The sequence below is a fragment of the Virgibacillus ainsalahensis genome (genome assembly GCF_055380755.1).
This window is the reverse complement of sequence record NZ_AP043943.1, coordinates 853,055-871,783: the sequence shown is the minus strand read 5'-3', so window position 1 is coordinate 871,783 and position 18,729 is coordinate 853,055. Positions and strand designations below refer to the sequence as shown.

The window sequence follows — 18,729 nt, the reverse complement described above, 5'->3', positions numbered from 1 at the left end:
AATTTCCAGAACACCATTATTGAAAAAGTAAACTGATATTTTCAAAAAGGTTAATCCCACGAGGTAGCGGTATTCTTAAAAGTGTAATAAAAATAAAACTAAAAACTAAGCTACTGACAAACGCCATTATGAAGATATTCACCTTCTTCTTCATTCCTAATAACCAAGCTGATAATAAACTGAGAATGAAAGTAGCAAATGGAAAACCCGACCACGGCATGATAAAAACATAAAGGAGTAAGACACCCATGATAATCCAATGTCTTCGAGGAAAACCAGGTGATGACTCAACATTCTCACCAGAGTTTTCCTCTTTTATTTCGGTTTTAGTTATTTGGTCACTTTTTTCGATAGTTTCGTCTGTCTTTTCCTTTAGACTGCGAATCAATAAAATGATTCCTAACATCAACATCAGAAGTAAAACAGCTACTGGCCAACCCCTAGGACCGATTTGTCCTGGTAAATCAGAAGATGGTATCTGTAAAGAGAAAATCAAAAATATGGATGAAAGAATGATAGTTACAATTGAAAGTACAAAGTTATGCTTCATTAAATTCCCCCTTCAATTACTTAATGTAACCACTATCAATCTTAGATAGATTTATCACTTAAAACCGAATAATTACCCTAAAATTGTCTCCTTAAATTCTTTGAAATCCTCTTTCCATTGATTTGTATCTATTCATCCATACCTTGAATTTTATTTAACATGTCATCTCCATATTTCTCTTTCCATTCCTGATAGACACTATCTACTCTTTCTTTAAAAGGTTCTCTGTCCACCTCATGGATTTCCATACCTTTTTCCTCCAGAATTTCCTCATATTCTTCCTCGTGGACTTCATTTTCCTGATTCGTCTCATGCACTGCTTCCTGGGCAGCTTCTCTAACTGCTATTTGAACATCTTCAGGCCATGAATTAAATCGATCTTTACTAGCCATTAAGAATCCGAACACGAAATTCACACCCGTTTTTGAAACATGGCTATTCACCTCATAAACCTTTTCATCATCAATAATGTCCATTGTATTTTCCTGTCCATCAATTGCTCCTTGTTCCAGCGCAGTATAAGCATCACCAAAATTCATACTTTGCGGACTTGCACCTAGTGCACTATACGCATCAATATAAACAGGACTTTCAATTACCCGGACTGTCAGACTATTAAAATCCCCAGGTTCTAAAATGGGCCCCTCTGATGTTGTGACATGTCTAAATCCTCTGGCCATTATTCCGAAAATCTTCAAATTAACATCTTCTGTTAGTGTGCGATATTCTTCTTCAACATCTGATTCAAGAAATGTGTTGACATGATTCCAGTCTTCGAAAAGGAAAGGCAAATCCAAAATGGCTGCTTCAGGGGCAAATCCGGAAATAGGAGGCCCTGAAATCATTCCAAAGTCAAGTGTTCCAAATTGCATTGCTTCGATTAGTTCTCTATCTGTTCCAAGTTGACGAAATGGATAAATATCGATTCGTACTTTCCCATCCGTCTTTTCTTCTACTAATTTTTTAAATCGTAATGATGCCCTATGATAATTGGTTTCTTCTGGTGTCTGATGTCCTAGCCTAAGAACTAATACATCTCCGTCTTCCTGTGCATTATTAGTCGCAGCCGGAACGTCAATATTCATTGGATTATTAGATGTCTCCATTGATTTTGCGTTAGGATTAGAATACCCTCCACATGCTGCCAGAAAAATGAGCATTAGGAATACGGTTGTAAGGAATGATTTTTTATACATATATCTTCTCCTACATTTGAAATTGGCTTATACATCGATTAAAAAGGAAATGGCCGTTCTGCTTTCTGTATAGAAACCCACTTCGCTGTTGTAAATTCATCCACAATCCATGGGTTTCCAAACCTTCCTACACCACTTTCTTTATTTCCTCCAAATGGAATATTTGGTGCATCATTCACCGTTTGATCATTAATATGTGTCATGCCCGCATCAATCTGTAATGCCAGTTCTTCCCCTTTTTTCAAATCTGATGTGAAAATGGAAGAACTTAAGCCACCTTTGGTATCATTAGCCATCCTTATTGCTTCATCATCTGAATCAGCTTTAATGATAAGCGCGACAGGGGCAAATAATTCCGATTGTGCTGCTTCACTTGTATTTTTTACCCCTGTAAATACAGATGGAGACAAAACATTATTCTCCAGTTTCCCCTCTAATACAGGTGTCGCTCCTTCTTCTTTTGCTATTCCTATAATTTTGAAAGCCTTTTCAATTTGCTGTTGATTAATGAGTGGACCAATCACTGTCTCAGGATTACTTGGGTCACCGGAGGAAAGCGATTTTACTTTCTCTGTAAATTTCTCAACAAACTCATCATGCTTGTCCTTGTGTATGATAAGGCGATTAATACTCATACAGATTTGCCCCTGGTGAACAAATTTACCGAAAACAGCTGCATTTACTGCTTGATTAATATCGGCGTCAGATAAAACAACAAACGGACTATTCCCTCCAAGTTCAAGGGCTACTCGTTTTAGGTTCCTTCCCGCAATCTCTCCAATATGTTTCCCAACTTCTGTAGAACCTGTAAAACTGATTAATTTTACATGTTCGTTTGTAATCATGCCATCACCAATTTCAGGAATATCCGTTAAAATCATGTTAAATACTCCTTTTGGCAAGCCGGCATAGTCAAATGCTTTCGCTAGAATAACACCGCCAACCATCCCCACCTGAATGTCCGGTTTGTGAACGACACTACTTCCTAAAGCAATCGCTGGAATGATGCTTCTCATGGATAGATTCATCGGGAAGTTAAAGGGTGAAATAGTTGATACGACACCTAAAGGAAGTCGATGAACTTGATTCACCTTATCTTCAATCGCAGAAGGAACTTCCCTTACCACGTCCAATTCCCCGGCATAGTTCAGAGCTTCTTCAATAACTTCTAATGTTAGCCCTATTTCCACATTTGCCTTTAGGATCGTTCCGCCAGACTCTTTAACAATCATCTTTACAATTTCTTCATGGTTATCTTTTATATATTCGATTGTTTTTTGAATTACTTCTTTTCTTTCATCTACCGTAGATTTCGCCCATTTTTTTTGCGCATTGTCTGCGATATCAAATGCTTCTTCCAACTGCTCTTTTGTAGCTAATTTAACTGTTGTAACCGTGCTGTTATCATATGGGTTTATATCGTTATATGTTGTACTGCTTTCACCTTCCACCCATTCCCCGTTAATATAATTTTTATTGAATTCTTCAAAATGTTCCATTTACTATCCTCTCCTTGTAATGAAGTATTTTATAGATCTTTAGAATACCTAACCTGCCTACTTATCTAAGAAAATTCACCGCCATCACACACCTACTCATTAACAGATGGCAGATATACATCCAATACGGCCGAGCGACCTTCCTCCATAGCCTTCATCGCTTCTTTAAGAGCCTCTTTCAATTCTTCCGGATCCTTAACCGTTTTAGCGAATGCCCCACCAGCTGTTTCGGCTATACCAGCCAAATTTGAGTGAGGAGAAAAATCTACCCAGAATTGTTCCGTCTCATTTGCAGTTCCTTCAGGGTATACGCCAAGTGTTGATAGTTTTGGAGATTTCCAGCCACCATTATTATAAATAATCGTTAAAAATGGAAGTTCATATCTACGTGAAATCCAATGTACTGTGGATGGGACACTAAACATGTAGGAGCCATCTCCTGTTAGATTGATTACCTTTTTATCTTTGGAAGCTAATTTCGCTCCTAATGCTGCTCCCCCATTCCAGCCAAGAGACCCACCGCCACTTCCAAAAATCGAACCAGGGCGATTACAGTGTAAATGGGTATAGATTGTTTCATAATTGGAAATTCCTTCATTCATAATAATCGTATCATCATCTATCACTTCGCTGACGCAAGCTGTCAAATACGCTGGGGTAATGACATTATTCTGAGCAATTTCTTTATCCTTCCATTCGCTTCGTTGTTCAGAATGATAGGAAGTAATTTTTTCCCGCCGTTGATTAATTGTATCCCGATCGACATTTGATTTACTTAAAGAATGGTTTAATTGTTTTAATGCTGTCAACGAGTCAACTGCAAAAAATTGCTTCGACGGAATATACCATAAAGGTATACTTTCTTTTAAAGGATCTTCATCAAAATAATAAACAGTACAATCATCGGATGGTTTATTTTTTGATGGAATCCATGGTACATCACTATTGAACACGAGAACCAGATCCGCTTCTTCAAGTAGGTCATTCTGGCCCGGTGTATTCCACTGATATCCACAATGCATCGGACTATCTGATGGGAAATTCATATAATTTGGCACGGATTCGATAACCGGAATGGAAAGGGTTTCACTAAATTCGATTAATTCTTCCACCGCTTGCGTATCCTTTCCTAAATAGGATGTAACAATAAGTGGATTTTTCGCTGATATAATGTCATTAACGACTTGTTCAAGTTCTTGATTTGGCAAGGCCATCGGTGCAACTGGTTGCCACATTTCCGGACGAACAGTAACCGGGGTTGTTTCTTCTTCCATTGCTTCTCTCGCTCCCATTAAATAGACCGGCCCCTGTGGACTGCTTTTGGCTATTTGTAAGGATCGGTGAACAAGCTGCTTTACATTTGAGCCACTTCGAATTTCATTATCATATTTCGTGTAACCCCTTACAATTCCCCGCTGATCAGGAACATCCTGGATCCATTGGATAAATTCATTTCTGCTCCCTATTAATTCACCTTCCTGGGTGTATGGAGAAGCACCAGCAAAAATCAAAACAGGAACTCTTCCTTTATATGCATTATGCAATGCACCACCAAGATTTTGTGTACCACATTCTACATGTACCATAACAGCTTGTGGCTCTCCGGTTATTTGTGCATAGCTATGTGCCATGCTTAATGCTACCATTTCATGTGGACATGTAATCACTTCTGGAAGTTTTCGATTTTCCTTTTTCGCAATCGCAAGGTTTTCAATAATTCCAGGGTGATCACTTCCAAAATTGGAAAATATATATGAAACTCCTGCTTCTTCCAATGTCTCTAAAAAAGCTGTACTCGTTGTATAAGATGTTGTATAAGATATAGACATAATAGCACATCCCCCCTCCTGTAAATATAAAGAAAATTATTTCAATTACTATAACCATATTGTATTATCGTTTTTTCAATAGTACAATACTGTTATAACTATAAAAACAATAGTCTATAACTATGATAGAAGGTGAGCTTATTGGAAATTCGTCTATTGGAATATTTCCTTGCAGTATGTGAAGAACTGCATTATACACGTGCAGCTGAAAAACTTGGAATAAGTCAACCGACCTTAAGTCAGCAAATACGGATTTTAGAAGCTCGTTTAGGCGCAAAGTTATTTCAACAAATTGGAAAAAAGACTTATTTAACAGAAGCCGGAAAGGTACTAAAGGAACGGGCACATAATGTATTTTATGAACTTGATCAGGTAACAAAGGAGATAAATGAAATTAATGAATTACGACGCGGGAGCATAACAATCAGCAGTTCTGGCAGTCAGTTAGTTTATTCATCCATTGTTTCATTTCACCAAGAATATCCTGATATTAACACTTCCGTTGTTGATACCACTACAAAAGGAACAATTGAAAACCTCCTCACCTCAACATGTGACATTGGGGTCGTTTTTCTACCAATTCATAACGATAAACTAATAAGTCATTATCTGTTTACATCTAAGTTATATCTGGTCTCGTCAACCGATAACGAACTGGCAAATTTATCATCTATTTCTTTGAGAGACTTAAATCAGCAACGTGTTTTTTTACTTCAAAAGAATTTTTTTATTCGACAGGTCATTGACCAGTATTGTAAGGAATCGGGGATAGATTTAACTCCTAATGTAGAACTTTCCGACATGCATTCTTTATTAGAAATTACAGCAAATAATAACGGTGTTACAATTCTGCCTAAAATGCATGTAGAACAGATGAATCATTCAAAAATTTGCACCATCCCTATCACTGACCCACTACCAGAGAGAGATGTTGGAATTGTTTATAGAATGAACAGCTATCTTTCAACAGCTTTGCGAGCATTTATTCACCATTTATTCCAAAATTACAATGTAAAAGGAAAGAATCTTTAGTAATGAAAATTGGGATTCTGTTCAACAGATAATGGTCATAGGAAGTATTCAAATAAATCGAGCATAAAAAAAGCAATCAAACTAACACTTACATATGGTCAGTTTGATTGTTTTATCCTGTTACATCTCTTCGAATTGGCTCCTTCACATCACTATTAAAGAAACTGCTTTTTCACTCTTTATTTTATATAGCTTATATAACCACTCCCCGTAAATTGTCGACGGTGTCTTGAAGACCAGTATCCACAAGGCCTGACACAACTTTTTTAACCAAACTGATTTTTTGATAATTATACAGTAGGCAATAAACGAAAAATAAATAATGTTTCATTAAGTTCTGTATAGAGGAACAAAGCAATTATGTAAAGCGTTTTCATACACTAATATGTTATTAGACTATTTTGTCGAAAGGAGGTACTTTTTGCCTAATGAAACCTTTATCCTGTCTATGAACACTATATTAGAATCACCATTAATGATATAGCTTAAATGCTGTGTATCTTTTTTTACTTTAAGATGTATGATTTTTACAAAAACTAGCCAGCGCCCAACTTCCTGTTCCAGAGAACCTTTCTTAACTGTTTAAAAAATCACAGGATAAAGGATGAATTTACTGTACGGCTGCGTCAGTTCATTAGTATAAGATTGATACGGAAGTTTTGAAAGCGCTAAACTGGATAATTTGAAACGAACGGAATTAGAGTGATTGATTGATGAACGAAAGAATCGTTTAAAACATCTATTTGACAATTCATTCAGATATTTAGGTACTGAAGTATTATTAGAACACCTGGCTTTTACCACGCCTTTAAGCGAATTGTGGAAAGCCCGAAGTAAGAAATTTTTATACTTTCTTACTGCTTACAGTGAAATTAAAGATTAATTAAATAGAGGAAGGAATGAGATTATGCCACAACGAATTCTTTTAACAGCTGTTTTCTCTCTTTTCCTATTTCTGTCGGCTTGCGGGGGATATTCAAACCCTAATTTAGAAGCAACAACTGAAGCAGCAGATAGCCCTGTAACAGCTAATGTCAGTCAAGAGCCTCAAAAAGGAGAAGATGGGGATGTTATAACACTTCGATTAGGACATCAAACGCCGGAATCAACCAATTACCATACTGCATCGCTTCGGTTTAAAGAACTTGTAGCAGAAAAAACAGATGGGAAGGTACAGATAGATATTTATCCATTTCGTCAGTTGGGAACAGATAGAGAACTACTGGAAGCAATGCAGTTTGGAACACTTGATTTAGGCATGATTACCGGTCCGGCAGTATCAGGTTTTGCTCCTGAAACAGCTGTATTGGATTTACCCTACCTCTTTGAAGGATGGGATCATGTAAATGAATTTTTAGGTTCAGAGACGGAAGATGAGTATCGCGCTATAACAGAAGATGTAAATTTAAAAACATTTGGTCTAATGGCCAGGGGCTTCAGACATGTTTCCACATCAACTGGACCTATTGAGAGCCTGGATGATTTCAATGGGCTTACCATCCGTGTAAGTGAAAGCCCTATCTACATTGAGGCATATGAAGCACTTGGAGCAAGTCCTCAAAGTATGAATTTTGGTGACGCATACACTGCGCTTGAACAAGGTGCAATTGATGGCCAGGAAAATACATTGGATATTAATGACGATGAGAATATTTATGACGTCAACAGCCATGTATCCAAGACCAGCATCCATTTTGCATTCGCTTTCCTAATGGGCAGTAAAGATCGTTTTGAATCTTTACCGGAAGATGCTCAAGTTGCAATACTTGAAGCCAGTGAAGAAGTGCTGACAGAAATAAATAAAGAAAATGAAGAAAATGAAGCGGAATATGAAGAAGTTTTAGAAGAAAAAGGGATGGAGATTAATGAATTGGATTTAGAACCATTTAAAGAAAAAGTGGAAGGCATTTATCAAAATTGGACGGACCAACATGGAAGTGATCTGTTAAACGAAATTTCAGGTATGGCAGAATAACAAATGATATGTTGATGAATCTTGGAAAATATTCCATTCTATTACGAAAAAGCGCCTGCTTTAAATAATGAAATGCCGTTATATAAAAAATACTTTACATAGAAAAAGAGGTGACAGAATATGGGTATCGTAGAAAAAATCAGTTATTGGATTGATCTCATTGTACGCAGCTTCATCACAATATTCTTATCAGTTATGACGATTATATTGACCGTACAGATTATTGCCCGTTCAGTATTTCAGGGTGGAGCAGTATGGACAGATGAATTAGCAAGGTTTTTAATGGTTGCAATGATATTTTTTGGGGCAGCTTTGGCAGTCCGGGACAAAAGTCATATCACTGTCTCCATATTTGAAGATTGGAAACCATCTTTAAGAAAATGGTTTGCACCTCTTCAGTGGATAGCTATGCTATTATATGCCGGGATTCTTGTGAAGTTTGGTTTAGACACACTGGAAATAGTCGGACCACAGCGTTCATCGAATATGGTAATATCTATGGGAATTGTATATGCTGTATTACCTATTTCTGCAGCTATCATGATTATCCACTTAATCGCCAGAATTGGTAAAGATCGTAATACAGAAGAAGGGGGGAACGAGTAATTGGTAATACTATTCTTTGTTCTAACAGTACTATTATTTCTATTAGGAGTTCCCTTGGGGTTTACAATTGGTCTATCCTCAATGGTTTATATTTTACTTGCGGATATCAATCCTATGATTATTATTCAGCAGCTTTTCACAGGGGTAAATAACTCCGCTTTAATGGCGATCCCTTTCTTTATTCTTGCTGGTAATCTGATGTTGACCGGTGGACTTGCCCAACGAATCATTAATTTAGCAAATTCACTTATAGGGCGTACTACAGGTGGTTTAGCAATGGTAACCATTCTTGGCTGTGTATTCTTTGCAGCTATCTCTGGTAGTGCAGTTGCAACTGCAGCAGCTTTATCATCCCTTATGATACCTGCAATGGTTAAAAAGGGATACGACAAGGATTTCGCAGCATCCGTCGTTTCTACTGCAAGTCCATTAGGTGCAATTATACCTCCAAGTGTAACTTTAATTGTATATGGGAGCCTCTCCGGATCTTCCATTTCAGACTTATACACTGTCGGAATTCCAGCGGGTATCATCGTAGGAGGCGTCCTGCTTGGGGGAGCCTACTTGATTTCCAGAAAGAGAGGTTATAAAGGGAGCGGAGAACCTTTTAAAATAAAAGATTTTGGCAAATCCTTCATAAATGCTTTTTGGGCGCTTGGAACACCGATTATTTTGGTTGGCGGGGTTTTTTCAGGTATATTTACCCCAACGGAATCCGGGGTTGTTGCAGTCGTTTATGCTATTGTTATTGGAATGTTTGTATATCGCGAACTAAATTTCAAACAATTGGGTAAAGTAATTTTTGATTCTGCGAAAACAACAGCGACAATCATGTTTATTATTGCCAATGCTTATTTATTGGCATATGTCCTGGCATATGAAAACATTCCTAACATGATCGTATCCGGTTTTCTAAACATTAGCGATAGCCCGCTGATTACACTTCTTATTATCAATGTCATTCTATTGGTATTTGGTATGTTTGTAGATACAATTGCGATTATCGTGATTGTTGTGCCAATGTTCTTACCAGTAATTGAAACGATGGGGATAGATCCTGTTTATTTTGGCGTGTTGGTTATTGTTAATACTGCGATTGGTATGTGTACACCACCATTTGGACAAACATTACTAGTAACAACAGATATAGCAAAAGTACCATTGCTAAAGGCTTCTTACCAATCTATGTACCTTATTTTAGCATTACTTATCGCATTAGTTTTAATGGTACTCTTACCTTATCTCGTAATGTTCCCTCTTTGGTTGTAGGTGTTAAATATCAAAACATAAGCTTTTATCACCGAAGCAAATCTTGCGGGATTTTAAAACTCAATTAAATATCAAAATAACCAAGGTGTTCAGAAATACGCTGAGCACCTTCTTTTATTTTAGAAATTACGTCTTCTTTTTGTGCGTTTCTGATACGTTTTGAATTCCCGATAATTGATAGTGATGCCGTAACTTCTCCATTATGATTCCGAATCGGTGCTGCAATACTTATATATCCTTCATAATAGGAAGATTCCAGGATGCAATAATCTTTCTTTCGAATGTCCGAAAGAATATCAAGCAGCTTCTCCCGCTCTGTTACCGTATGTGATGTATACGCATGAAAATCCTGTCTAAGAAAATCCTCAATATATTCCGCTTCCTGAAATGCCAATATACATAACCCCTCACTTGTACAATGAATCGGATTCATTCGTCCGATCTCTGTCACAAGGCGCTCAGGGTGACGACTTTCTACCCGAAATAAGTAGACTACTTTTTCATTTTCCATTAAACAAAGATGTGCCGATTCATCTAAGGTTTCCGAAACTTTTTTTACGACTGGAAGTGCTTCTTTGTATAATTCGTTATGACTGTATACTGCCCCGCCAAGACTTAAAATGGAAAGCCCCAGCCGATAATGATTTGTTCTTGGGTTTTTGCTTATAAAGCCTTCCTTTACTAATGAAGAAATAAGCCTGTGGGCAGTACCTTTAGGAAGGTCTGTCTGACGAGTTATATCAGTGAAGCTCAGTTCCATTTGTTTTCGATTAAAAAGACGTAAAATACGCATTGCGTTCGTTACCGAAGATAATGTATTCTTTTTTTGATTTTGTCCTGTCATTTTATACCACGTCTTTTCCTTAATTTTATGATTTTCGTCAGTTCTTTTGATGAGTTATTCAGTAAGTGAATATATTTTTGCTGTAGATTCAAAGACGCAATTCGTTTTGTGTTTCCAGTAACGCCCAATGAAGCAATCACTTTTCCCGACTCGTCAAAGACGGGCACACTAATCCCGGTAACCCCTTCCTCATATTCCTCTTCTGAAAGAGAAAAACCTTCTTTTCTGATTTTACAGCATTTCTCCAAAAACAATTTTTGTGAAGTAATCGTTTTGGAAGTATAATAGTTCAGATTCCGGGCTGCTTCACTTTCGGCATCTAAATGATATGCAAGAATGGATTGACCTGCACTTGTACAGAAAGCGGGTCTTCTGGATCCGAGCAGTATTTTGTCTTTTGATGCATATTCTCCGCCAATGGTTTGTATATAGACGACTTCCAATCCTTCCAAAATTGTCAGATGTGTATTTTCATTTGTCTTTTCTACAAGGAGATTCAAAATGGGGATTACCTCATTGGAAATATGGATTTGCGTATTAACGATGTTAACAAGAGATAATATGGAAGAACCCAGGCTGTATAAATTAGTTTGTGGATCTTTATATACAAATCCTTCCTGTGCCAGTGATGAGAGCAGCCGATGTGCCGTACTCTTGGAAATATCGAGTCTATGGGATAAAGAAGTTACCCCTATTTCAGGTGTATCAATAGAAAACTGTTTTAACATTGCCAAAGCGTTTTCCAATGATGTGTTTCTCTGCTTTTTTTCAGTCATTTTCTCACCTTCTTAAAGGATATGGATATTACATCATTAAATAGGATTAAAATATTCTACAACCCTGTATATATTTCGTCAAACACTGTTTATACCTGTACTATTCTCTACTCTATTATATAATATTTTATGAATAATCCAACCATTGTACCACATAGAGGAACAATTAAATCGCTTTCATTTTCAATGTTACCTATAATTAAGTTATTGAAGATCTTAGCTATTTACAAAGGAGAGTTTAAATCATGGCAAATCAAAAATATGATGCACTTGTAGTCGGTGCTGGTCCAGTTGGGCTTACCGCAGCACTTGCGCTCCAAAACAAAGGGATTTCCTGTGCAATAATTGAGGCAAAAGAAAAGGATGCACCACGTCCCGGCAGCCGCGCTATTTTTCTACATAGCGCCACGCTGAAATTATTAGAAGAAATTTCAGAAGGACTCGGTTTCGAACTAGGAAGAAACGGGGTTATCTGGCCGATAAAACGTTCATTCTACCGCGGGAAAGAAATTTATAAGCGAAACTATGGTATTACCGATAATCAAGATCCAAATAAATTACCGCATTTCACATCCCTTCATCAGCATGAAATTGAAAAATACATCTATCAAGCATGTATCGAAGCTGGAGTTGAATTTGTCTGGGGACAGCCAGCTGAAGATCTGGAAATCAGAGAAGACGGCGTAACATTAACAACTGCTTCCGGGGATAAATGGGAGTCAACATACATCATTGGTAGTGATGGAGCCCGTTCCGTTGTACGTGAAAAAGCAGGTCTAACATTTGAAGGACCACGCACAAACGATACATTCCTGGTAATTGATGTAGAAGAAGATGAAGAAAATCCAATGCCTGTAGAAAGGTTATTCCACTATCAGCACCCTGCCATGGGCGGCCGTAACGTAATGCACGTACCTTTTAAAGGTGGATGGCGAATTGACCTCCAGCTCCTGTCTGGGGATGATGTTGAGGAATTTTCAAGCATAGATGGTGTAAAGGAATGGCTTCCTAAAGTAATGGATCCAAAATATGCAGAACGCATTTCCTGGGTGTCCTCTTATCGATTCCATCAGGTAGTTGCTGATTCCTTTACAGATAAAAATCATCGCGTATTGCTGGCTGGAGAAGCAGCACACTTATTTGCTCCATTTGGTGCCCGCGGTCTAAATTCTGGTGTTCCTGATGCAATTATTGCAGTTAGGGGAATCGAAAAGGCTTTGAAAGCTGAAAATGAAGAACAGCGCCAGGCAGCAATTAATGAATCTGCAACGGAACGCCGAATTGCTGCAAGATGGAACCGTGATGCATCTACAACAGCACTTCACCATATACAGGGTGAATCGAAAGAAATGAACATGAAAAAAGAACTGGCCGCTTCCCTTGTATCCATCGTTCCACGACTTGGACGGTGGCTGGATGAAGGCCCTTATGGACCAAAATTCGGCCCGCCTGAATTAACAACCAAATATTAATTGACAACCTTTGGGAAGGGAGAGTGACTATAGATGAGTATTTTATTAGAAGGTACAGATGAAACTAAAATAGAAAATGCAAATGAAATCATTGACCAACTGACTTCTGCCAACTGGTATCATCAGGCAGGTGTAAAGGAAGAAGAAACTGTAAAACAATTGGAAGAGCTTTTGAACCTTTTAAATGTAAAGGAATATGAGGTGAAATGGGTTACCAAAGATAAAGTGCCTTCTTTGATAGAAAACCTTTCATTTGAGGATAGCAATCTGTGGGAAGTATTGAAAGAACTTCCAGATCAACTGAAAGAAAAGATTGATGCCCAAAATCTGGAAGAACACTTGGAAAGACTTGTTGATAGACTGCCGGAAGCAATTTTTCACCCGGCATATGATGGGGCATACAAGCAATTTGAAGACGAAAAATCGATTAAATTTCTGACCACACTTGCCATGTATCTCGGTTTAATGGTATCAACCGCAGAACTTGCTGGAGAAGAAAAGTTATTAAAACCGATTCTTACAATCATCGAATCCGGTCATGCGCCAATTGGAATCGATGGAAACCTAATTTATGTAATATAATTAGAAAACTTTGGTATTCGCTATAGGCTAGGTGAAGACATTAGCCCGCACTTATGCAGTAAGAGAATTTTATACTTTCTTAACTGAGAACAAAAAGCACCCTCTTAACTACTGTTTAAGAGGGTGCTTTCTATGTTTTGGTAATCGTTTAATAGATATGATTGTGATTGAAATAGTTATAAATCTATAAGCGAAACAATTGATGGCTCCAACATTTCTTAAACATTTAATGCAGGCTCATCCTAAGATAGTTACAACAATGCCATTATCTGGATATAAACCTGGACAATGACATAAAGTATTAACGCATACTTCCAATTAAACATAATTCCGTTTTTCACACCACTTAATCCATTTTCACCACTTAATACAATCAGTGGCATAATCAGTGGGGACAAAAGAATGGAAATCGCGCTTCCAGAAGTAATGGCCAACACGATTAGTTCAGGTGGATACGGAAGATGGATACTTTGCAAAATCCCACCGACCAATACCATCACGGTTAATGGACCCAAGCCAAAGAACCCCAGGATAATTACCATAAATGGCAGGATATGCAATACATTCAAAAATGCAATGCTTTCCTGAAACGAATAAATCCCATTGACGAGCATGTCTGGAAATGCTGTCTGGTTCAGTCCAAAAATCATCATCCCTGCCCCCAGCATGACAGAGACCTGATATGATTGGTGGACCATATCATTCTTTATAAAGCCTTTTGCTTCGGAGAGCATGATATTCAATCTGCCTTTAAAGACATAGTAAGCAGCAATCCAAACAAGTACAACCAAGGGAATGAGTACAAGCAGTTCAATATCTATCCATGCATTTAGTAGAAAAATCGTGCCGAATAATGAAATAAATAATATAATAAATTCTCTTACCAGCCGATCTGTTTCCTTTTTACCTTCTGTATGGCGAAGGACATTTTTAATCTCCTTCTGCAACCCAGCAGTCAAATTCACGCCATACTTTTTCTCTTCAAATTTGGAAAAAATGAGTGCGGTAATGATTCCAATGACTGACATGACCAAGCCCTGTAAAATGGAAAGTCCTAAAGAGGCGCCCATGATTTCCACAACAAAGGCGAAACTTGGGATGGAAACAACCCACATGACAGATAAAGAGAACCCCCTTAAAACTGCAGTTCCCTTCAGCCGTTCCCAGGCCTCGCCTTTTTCATCTTTTAGGAGCCAATTTTCAAATTGATGCATCATCGGGATCGCACCAAACATCAAAAAATAGGCAATTACCTGCGTTAAAGAGAGCATGGATGCATAAAATCTCCGGCTTGTGCTAAATAACCTGTGTCCTGCTGTCATGATGGCTTCCATATAGGTTTCGCCACGCAGCACCCAGCCGATCATTGGAATCATCACAATCAACCCAATGATGTTGCGCATTTGCAGGACTCCATCCAGCAGCCCATTTATAAAATTACCGTCTGAGAAAATTATCAAACCGAATCCGATAAGAAATAAAGAAAGCGGCATTTTCACCTTTTTTGGAGTGTAAATGAGTACGGTAAAGACAAACAAGCTAACACCACTGATGGATAACAGCTTAAGCAATATATTGCTTTCAAAAAAATATGTAATAAAGTGAAGTATCGTAAAACTGAAAATGGACACAATGAGTCCCCATTTTAAAAAAACTTTCATTGGTATTCTCCTAATCTTACAGTTCTCTGCTTCTACTATAGCATGTTTCGCTTGCTTAATCAGTCCTTCTTTATGCTTATCGAAGAGCCTTTTTTGTATTAACTGTTGTTGTATGAACCTGGATCACTGTAGCTTTTCTTTTATTGTTAAAAAGTTACCAATCTTATAAAACACAAGAATAGGAGTAGCTAGAATAAGAGATTGATGCCGCCAATTGTCGCGAGTCCAAGAACCAGCCATTGAAAAACTTTTTGTGGAATATGAGGCAGGATTCTTATGCCAATCAGCGCCCCAATAATAATCGCCGGAACCAGAGTAGCATTAAATGTCAATGAAGTCTGGTTTATTAACCCCAACTGTAGGTAAAATGGAAACTTAATCAGATTCACGGTCAGGAAAAACCATGCGGATGTACCAACAAATTCTTTTTTCGGAAGTCCTTTCACCAGGAGATAAATAGCCATCACTCCACCTGCAGCGTTCCCTACCATTGTGGTAAAACCACCTAATATTCCCATTAAGGCAGTGAACCATAAGGATGTTGGCAAAAGTTCATTAAACCGTACTCCAAATTTTTCACGGAATACATGCAATGCAATCATAGCAAGCACGATTATTCCAATCATCGGTTTCAATTGATCACTATCCACCTGTGCCAATACAAAATAGCCGGCAAGGATTCCAAGCAGCACCCAAGGAATCAGTGATATCAGGTGTCTCCAGATAACATTTCTGCGATAGTAAGCCACCGCAAATAAATCCCCAACCATCAGCATCGGCAGCAGTATTCCAACAGATTCTCTTGCCGGGAACACAAACATGAGTATTGTTACGACAAGTATGATCATATTTGGGAGACCAGATTTTGAAAAGCCGATGAAGACTGCACAGAGAATGACGATGAGCCATTCCATCAGTGTTAATTCAAACATATGTATTCTCCTATCTATTATTTTCAGCTGTTAACAACATATTATCTACACATTCATTACGCTGATCCCCTCTCAAAACCCCAAATTGCCATCTGCAATATTAATGCATCTCTGAAGTTTCTCGGATCATAACCTGTCTCTTCGGTAATCTTATTCAATCGGTAGATCAATGTGTTCCGATGTACAAACAAGCTTTCCGCAGCTTTCTGGATATTAAGATTATTGGTGAAAAAGGCAGTCAATGATAGCTTTTTATTTTCATCAAAACTTCTAAGCACCCGACGAGCAAATCTTTCGGTTATCGCCTCATCAACCTGATAGATTAGTGCTTTCACTTCAATCTGGGCAAAAGAAACCAACTCTTTTGATGGGTCACTTATTTTCAATGTGATTTCACAGTCTCTGTATGATTGGCTGAATTTTTTCAGCGTATAAAAAGGTAGGCTGTATGCCATTCGGAACACGGCATTCATTTTTTTTAACGCTTTGTAGACATACGCTATTTTCTGATCGATTTCTTTCTCTTCCAAACTGTGTATAGCGATAAACACCCTGTTCACGTTGATAAATCCTACAATAGAATGTTCCTTACCAACTGCCTCTTCCATTTTTTGTATAAATGTCTGGTTAAGGATTTTACGCTCAGTTAACTGGATAATTATTGTTGTAAACGGTGGTGCAAGCTTTGCACCGAGGCTGCTCATCCCCCTGTCAATACTTGTTACAGAAGGGTCGGTTTTAAGTAATTGCTCAATGATCATTTCTTTCGTCCGTTGCTTCCATTCCAGTTGTGAGGCCATGAACTCCTGCTTAATCATCAATTCTGTCGTCATTTTAACCAATTCACCAATATTTTCCATTTCATCCGGATCGCCGGTAATACCAATGACACCAATAATTTGATCCTGGAAGATAATTGGCAGATTTACACCGGGTTGTGTTCCTCCCCATGTTTTCTTTTCATTAACCTGGATAATCAGGGTTTCACCGGTTTGAAGTACCTCTACTGCACCTTCGTGAATCGATCCAATCCTTGATGTATCCTGTGTCGCTATAATAACGCCATTCCGGTTCATGATATTCACGTTGCTGTGGAGCCTCGCAGAAGTCTCATGTACAATCTCTGTTGCAATTTTTTCTGTTAAGATATCCATCTATCTTTCCCCTTTAGTTAAAACATACAAAAATAAAAGATAATATCATTCTATTTTCATATGGTATAGCTATAGACTTATTTCGTCAAGATTCTTATAATTTAAATAAAGTTTATTAATCGCGTTCTCAAGGGAGGATTTTATGAAAATAATTATAGCACCAGATTCATTCAAAGGAAGCTTGACCGCAGTGGAGGCTGCAGAATCGATAAACCAGGGAGTTAAGAACTGCTATCCGGATGCGGAAACAATCCTTCTTCCTGTTGGCGATGGCGGCGAGGGAACAATGGAAACACTGGTTGCAGCAACGAATGGGAGCACAAAAACAGTTTCGGTTACTGGACCGTTGGGAGATCCCGTAGAAGCAGCTTATGGCATATTGGGAGAAGGTGAAACCTGTGTGATAGAAATAGCATCAGCTTCCGGACTGGATCTAATCCCTAAAGGTAAATTGGCACCGCTTCATGCTACTACATTCGGCAGTGGTGAGCTCATTCGACAGGCGCTTGATGACGGATTTACTTCCTTTATTATTGGACTGGGAGGATCGGCTACCAATGACGGTGGTGCAGGAATGCTGCAAGCACTGGGGGTTCACCTATTGGATGAGAAGGGAAATGAAATCGGTTATGGCGGTGGAGAACTAGGTGAAATTAATTCGATAGACTCCCGCAAAATTGACGAACGAATCAGCAAAAGTAATTTTTTAATTGCTTCTGATGTAGAGAATCCATTGACTGGCCCAAATGGGGCGTCAGCGGTTTTCGGTCCGCAAAAAGGGGCGACACCAGAAGATGTGGTTTTGCTGGATCAGCATCTCACCCATTTTGCAGATAAGGTTTCAAAGGTTACCGGGATGAAGCTGTATGATATGCCTGGGGCTGGTGCTGCCGGTGGGATAGGTGGTGCATTTCAGGCGTTTTTTCCAGGAGAGATGAAACGTGGTATTGATGTCGTCCTTGATTTTATTCAGTTGGATGAAAAACTGAAAGACGCAGATCTCGTTATTACAGGGGAAGGACAGGTTGACAGTCAGACAGCTTCCGGAAAAACACCGTTGGGAGTTGCCCAGGCAGCTAAAAAACATGGTGTTCCAACGATTATTATCGCTGGGTCTGTTGGTGAAGGAATTGAGGTGCTCTATGATTTTGGTGTTGTAAGTGTAAACAGCATGATAAACAGACCAATGTCCCTGCAGGAAGCGATCGAGAATGCTGGGGAATTGATGGAATTAAGTACGGAGCAGATTGTCAGATCTTTTTTCTACCTTAATGCAAAAGAAACAGGCAGTCGAATTTAGGGGAGCTGTTCCCATCACGCTAATGATTTAGTGTGGTGGGGCAGTTTCCCAG

General features: G+C 38.4%; 16 protein-coding genes. 7 read left to right on the top strand and 9 right to left on the bottom strand.

Features of this window, described 5'->3' with window-relative positions:
* Nucleotides 1-16: 16 nt before the first annotated feature.
* The 4 genes from ACZ427_RS04035 to ACZ427_RS04020 all read right to left on the bottom strand — a co-directional run bounded on the left by ACZ427_RS04035 (nt 17) and on the right by ACZ427_RS04020 (nt 5,074).
* Nucleotides 17-550, bottom strand: coding sequence for a tripartite tricarboxylate transporter TctB family protein (locus tag ACZ427_RS04035; protein ID WP_461179091.1), 534 nt, complete (start codon nt 548-550; stop codon nt 17-19).
* Between the two features lie 128 nt (nt 551-678).
* A complete protein-coding gene (locus ACZ427_RS04030; RefSeq protein ID WP_461179090.1) occupies nt 679-1,746 on the bottom strand; it encodes a TRAP transporter substrate-binding protein in 1,068 nt (355 codons plus the stop codon).
* Between the two features lie 38 nt (nt 1,747-1,784).
* Nucleotides 1,785-3,245: an aldehyde dehydrogenase family protein gene (locus ACZ427_RS04025; protein WP_461179089.1), complete on the bottom strand. Its 1,461-nt coding sequence runs from the start codon at nt 3,243-3,245 to the stop codon at nt 1,785-1,787.
* Between the two features lie 92 nt (nt 3,246-3,337).
* Nucleotides 3,338-5,074 (bottom strand): thiamine pyrophosphate-requiring protein, encoded by a 1,737-nt coding sequence (locus ACZ427_RS04020; RefSeq protein WP_461179088.1) that lies wholly within the window; start codon nt 5,072-5,074, stop codon nt 3,338-3,340.
* A 141-nt stretch (nt 5,075-5,215) separates the two neighbouring features.
* On the opposite strand from ACZ427_RS04020, the gene ACZ427_RS04015 reads away from it, so the two are divergent.
* The 4 genes from ACZ427_RS04015 to ACZ427_RS04000 all read left to right on the top strand — a co-directional run bounded on the left by ACZ427_RS04015 (nt 5,216) and on the right by ACZ427_RS04000 (nt 9,956).
* Nucleotides 5,216-6,106 carry a LysR family transcriptional regulator gene (locus ACZ427_RS04015; protein ID WP_461179087.1) on the top strand — a complete coding sequence of 297 codons (891 nt, stop codon included), beginning with the start codon at nt 5,216-5,218 and terminating at the stop codon, nt 6,104-6,106.
* Nucleotides 6,107-7,013: 907 nt separating this feature from the next.
* Complete coding sequence (locus ACZ427_RS04010; protein ID WP_461179086.1) at nt 7,014-8,081, top strand: TRAP transporter substrate-binding protein; 1,068 nt, start codon at nt 7,014-7,016, stop codon at nt 8,079-8,081.
* Nucleotides 8,082-8,201: 120 nt separating this feature from the next.
* Entirely contained in the window at nt 8,202-8,687 is a 486-nt protein-coding gene (locus ACZ427_RS04005) for a TRAP transporter small permease (RefSeq protein ID WP_461179085.1), read from the top strand.
* Complete coding sequence (locus ACZ427_RS04000; protein ID WP_461179084.1) at nt 8,688-9,956, top strand: TRAP transporter large permease; 1,269 nt, start codon at nt 8,688-8,690, stop codon at nt 9,954-9,956.
* 64 nt (nt 9,957-10,020) lie between these two features.
* On the opposite strand, the gene ACZ427_RS03995 is transcribed toward ACZ427_RS04000, so the two are convergent.
* The gene (locus tag ACZ427_RS03995; protein ID WP_461179083.1) at nt 10,021-10,800 is read right to left on the bottom strand and encodes an IclR family transcriptional regulator; all 780 of its coding nucleotides are present in this window, start codon (nt 10,798-10,800) and stop codon (nt 10,021-10,023) included.
* The gene (locus ACZ427_RS03990; protein ID WP_461179082.1) at nt 10,797-11,576 is read right to left on the bottom strand and encodes an IclR family transcriptional regulator; all 780 of its coding nucleotides are present in this window, start codon (nt 11,574-11,576) and stop codon (nt 10,797-10,799) included. Before ACZ427_RS03990 ends, ACZ427_RS03995 begins: the two co-directional genes overlap by 4 nt.
* Nucleotides 11,577-11,821: 245 nt before the next feature.
* Here ACZ427_RS03990 and ACZ427_RS03985 point away from each other — a divergent pair, with 245 nt between their 5' ends.
* On the top strand, nt 11,822-13,048 hold the full coding sequence (locus ACZ427_RS03985; protein WP_461179081.1) for an FAD-dependent oxidoreductase: 1,227 nt from the start codon (nt 11,822-11,824) through the stop codon (nt 13,046-13,048).
* Between the two features lie 33 nt (nt 13,049-13,081).
* Complete coding sequence (locus ACZ427_RS03980) at nt 13,082-13,630, top strand: hypothetical protein (protein ID WP_461179080.1); 549 nt, start codon at nt 13,082-13,084, stop codon at nt 13,628-13,630.
* Between the two features lie 251 nt (nt 13,631-13,881).
* Here the strand turns inward: ACZ427_RS03980 and ACZ427_RS03975 are convergent, their stop codons facing one another.
* The 3 genes from ACZ427_RS03975 to ACZ427_RS03965 form a co-directional block, all read right to left on the bottom strand.
* Complete coding sequence (locus ACZ427_RS03975) at nt 13,882-15,291, bottom strand: hypothetical protein (protein ID WP_461179079.1); 1,410 nt, start codon at nt 15,289-15,291, stop codon at nt 13,882-13,884.
* A 188-nt stretch (nt 15,292-15,479) separates the two neighbouring features.
* A complete protein-coding gene (locus ACZ427_RS03970) occupies nt 15,480-16,223 on the bottom strand; it encodes a sulfite exporter TauE/SafE family protein (protein ID WP_461179078.1) in 744 nt (247 codons plus the stop codon).
* Nucleotides 16,224-16,279: 56 nt separating this feature from the next.
* Nucleotides 16,280-17,377 carry a CdaR family transcriptional regulator gene (locus ACZ427_RS03965; protein WP_461179077.1) on the bottom strand — a complete coding sequence of 366 codons (1,098 nt, stop codon included), beginning with the start codon at nt 17,375-17,377 and terminating at the stop codon, nt 16,280-16,282.
* A 142-nt stretch (nt 17,378-17,519) separates the two neighbouring features.
* On the opposite strand from ACZ427_RS03965, the gene ACZ427_RS03960 reads away from it, so the two are divergent.
* Nucleotides 17,520-18,677, top strand: a complete 1,158-nt coding sequence (locus tag ACZ427_RS03960) for a glycerate kinase family protein (protein ID WP_461179076.1) — start codon at nt 17,520-17,522, stop codon at nt 18,675-18,677.
* The last annotated feature ends 52 nt before the right edge of the window (nt 18,678-18,729 follow it).

What these genes read in the sequence shown, in the direction of transcription:
- ACZ427_RS03985 (WP_461179081.1), top strand. Translation starts at nt 11,822, where the DNA reads ATGGCAAATCAAAAATATGATGCACTTGTAGTCGGTGCTGGTCCAGTT.
- ACZ427_RS04025 (WP_461179089.1), bottom strand. Translation starts at nt 3,245, where the DNA reads ATGGAACATTTTGAAGAATTCAATAAAAATTATATTAACGGGGAATGG.
- ACZ427_RS04030 (WP_461179090.1), bottom strand. Translation starts at nt 1,746, where the DNA reads ATGTATAAAAAATCATTCCTTACAACCGTATTCCTAATGCTCATTTTT.
- ACZ427_RS04010 (WP_461179086.1), top strand. Translation starts at nt 7,014, where the DNA reads ATGCCACAACGAATTCTTTTAACAGCTGTTTTCTCTCTTTTCCTATTT.
- ACZ427_RS03990 (WP_461179082.1), bottom strand. Translation starts at nt 11,576, where the DNA reads ATGACTGAAAAAAAGCAGAGAAACACATCATTGGAAAACGCTTTGGCA.
- ACZ427_RS03980 (WP_461179080.1), top strand. Translation starts at nt 13,082, where the DNA reads ATGAGTATTTTATTAGAAGGTACAGATGAAACTAAAATAGAAAATGCA.
- ACZ427_RS04035 (WP_461179091.1), bottom strand. Translation starts at nt 550, where the DNA reads ATGAAGCATAACTTTGTACTTTCAATTGTAACTATCATTCTTTCATCC.
- ACZ427_RS03975 (WP_461179079.1), bottom strand. Translation starts at nt 15,291, where the DNA reads ATGAAAGTTTTTTTAAAATGGGGACTCATTGTGTCCATTTTCAGTTTT.
- ACZ427_RS04020 (WP_461179088.1), bottom strand. Translation starts at nt 5,074, where the DNA reads ATGTCTATATCTTATACAACATCTTATACAACGAGTACAGCTTTTTTA.
- ACZ427_RS03970 (WP_461179078.1), bottom strand. Translation starts at nt 16,223, where the DNA reads ATGTTTGAATTAACACTGATGGAATGGCTCATCGTCATTCTCTGTGCA.
- ACZ427_RS03960 (WP_461179076.1), top strand. Translation starts at nt 17,520, where the DNA reads ATGAAAATAATTATAGCACCAGATTCATTCAAAGGAAGCTTGACCGCA.
- ACZ427_RS03965 (WP_461179077.1), bottom strand. Translation starts at nt 17,377, where the DNA reads ATGGATATCTTAACAGAAAAAATTGCAACAGAGATTGTACATGAGACT.
- ACZ427_RS04005 (WP_461179085.1), top strand. Translation starts at nt 8,202, where the DNA reads ATGGGTATCGTAGAAAAAATCAGTTATTGGATTGATCTCATTGTACGC.
- ACZ427_RS03995 (WP_461179083.1), bottom strand. Translation starts at nt 10,800, where the DNA reads ATGACAGGACAAAATCAAAAAAAGAATACATTATCTTCGGTAACGAAC.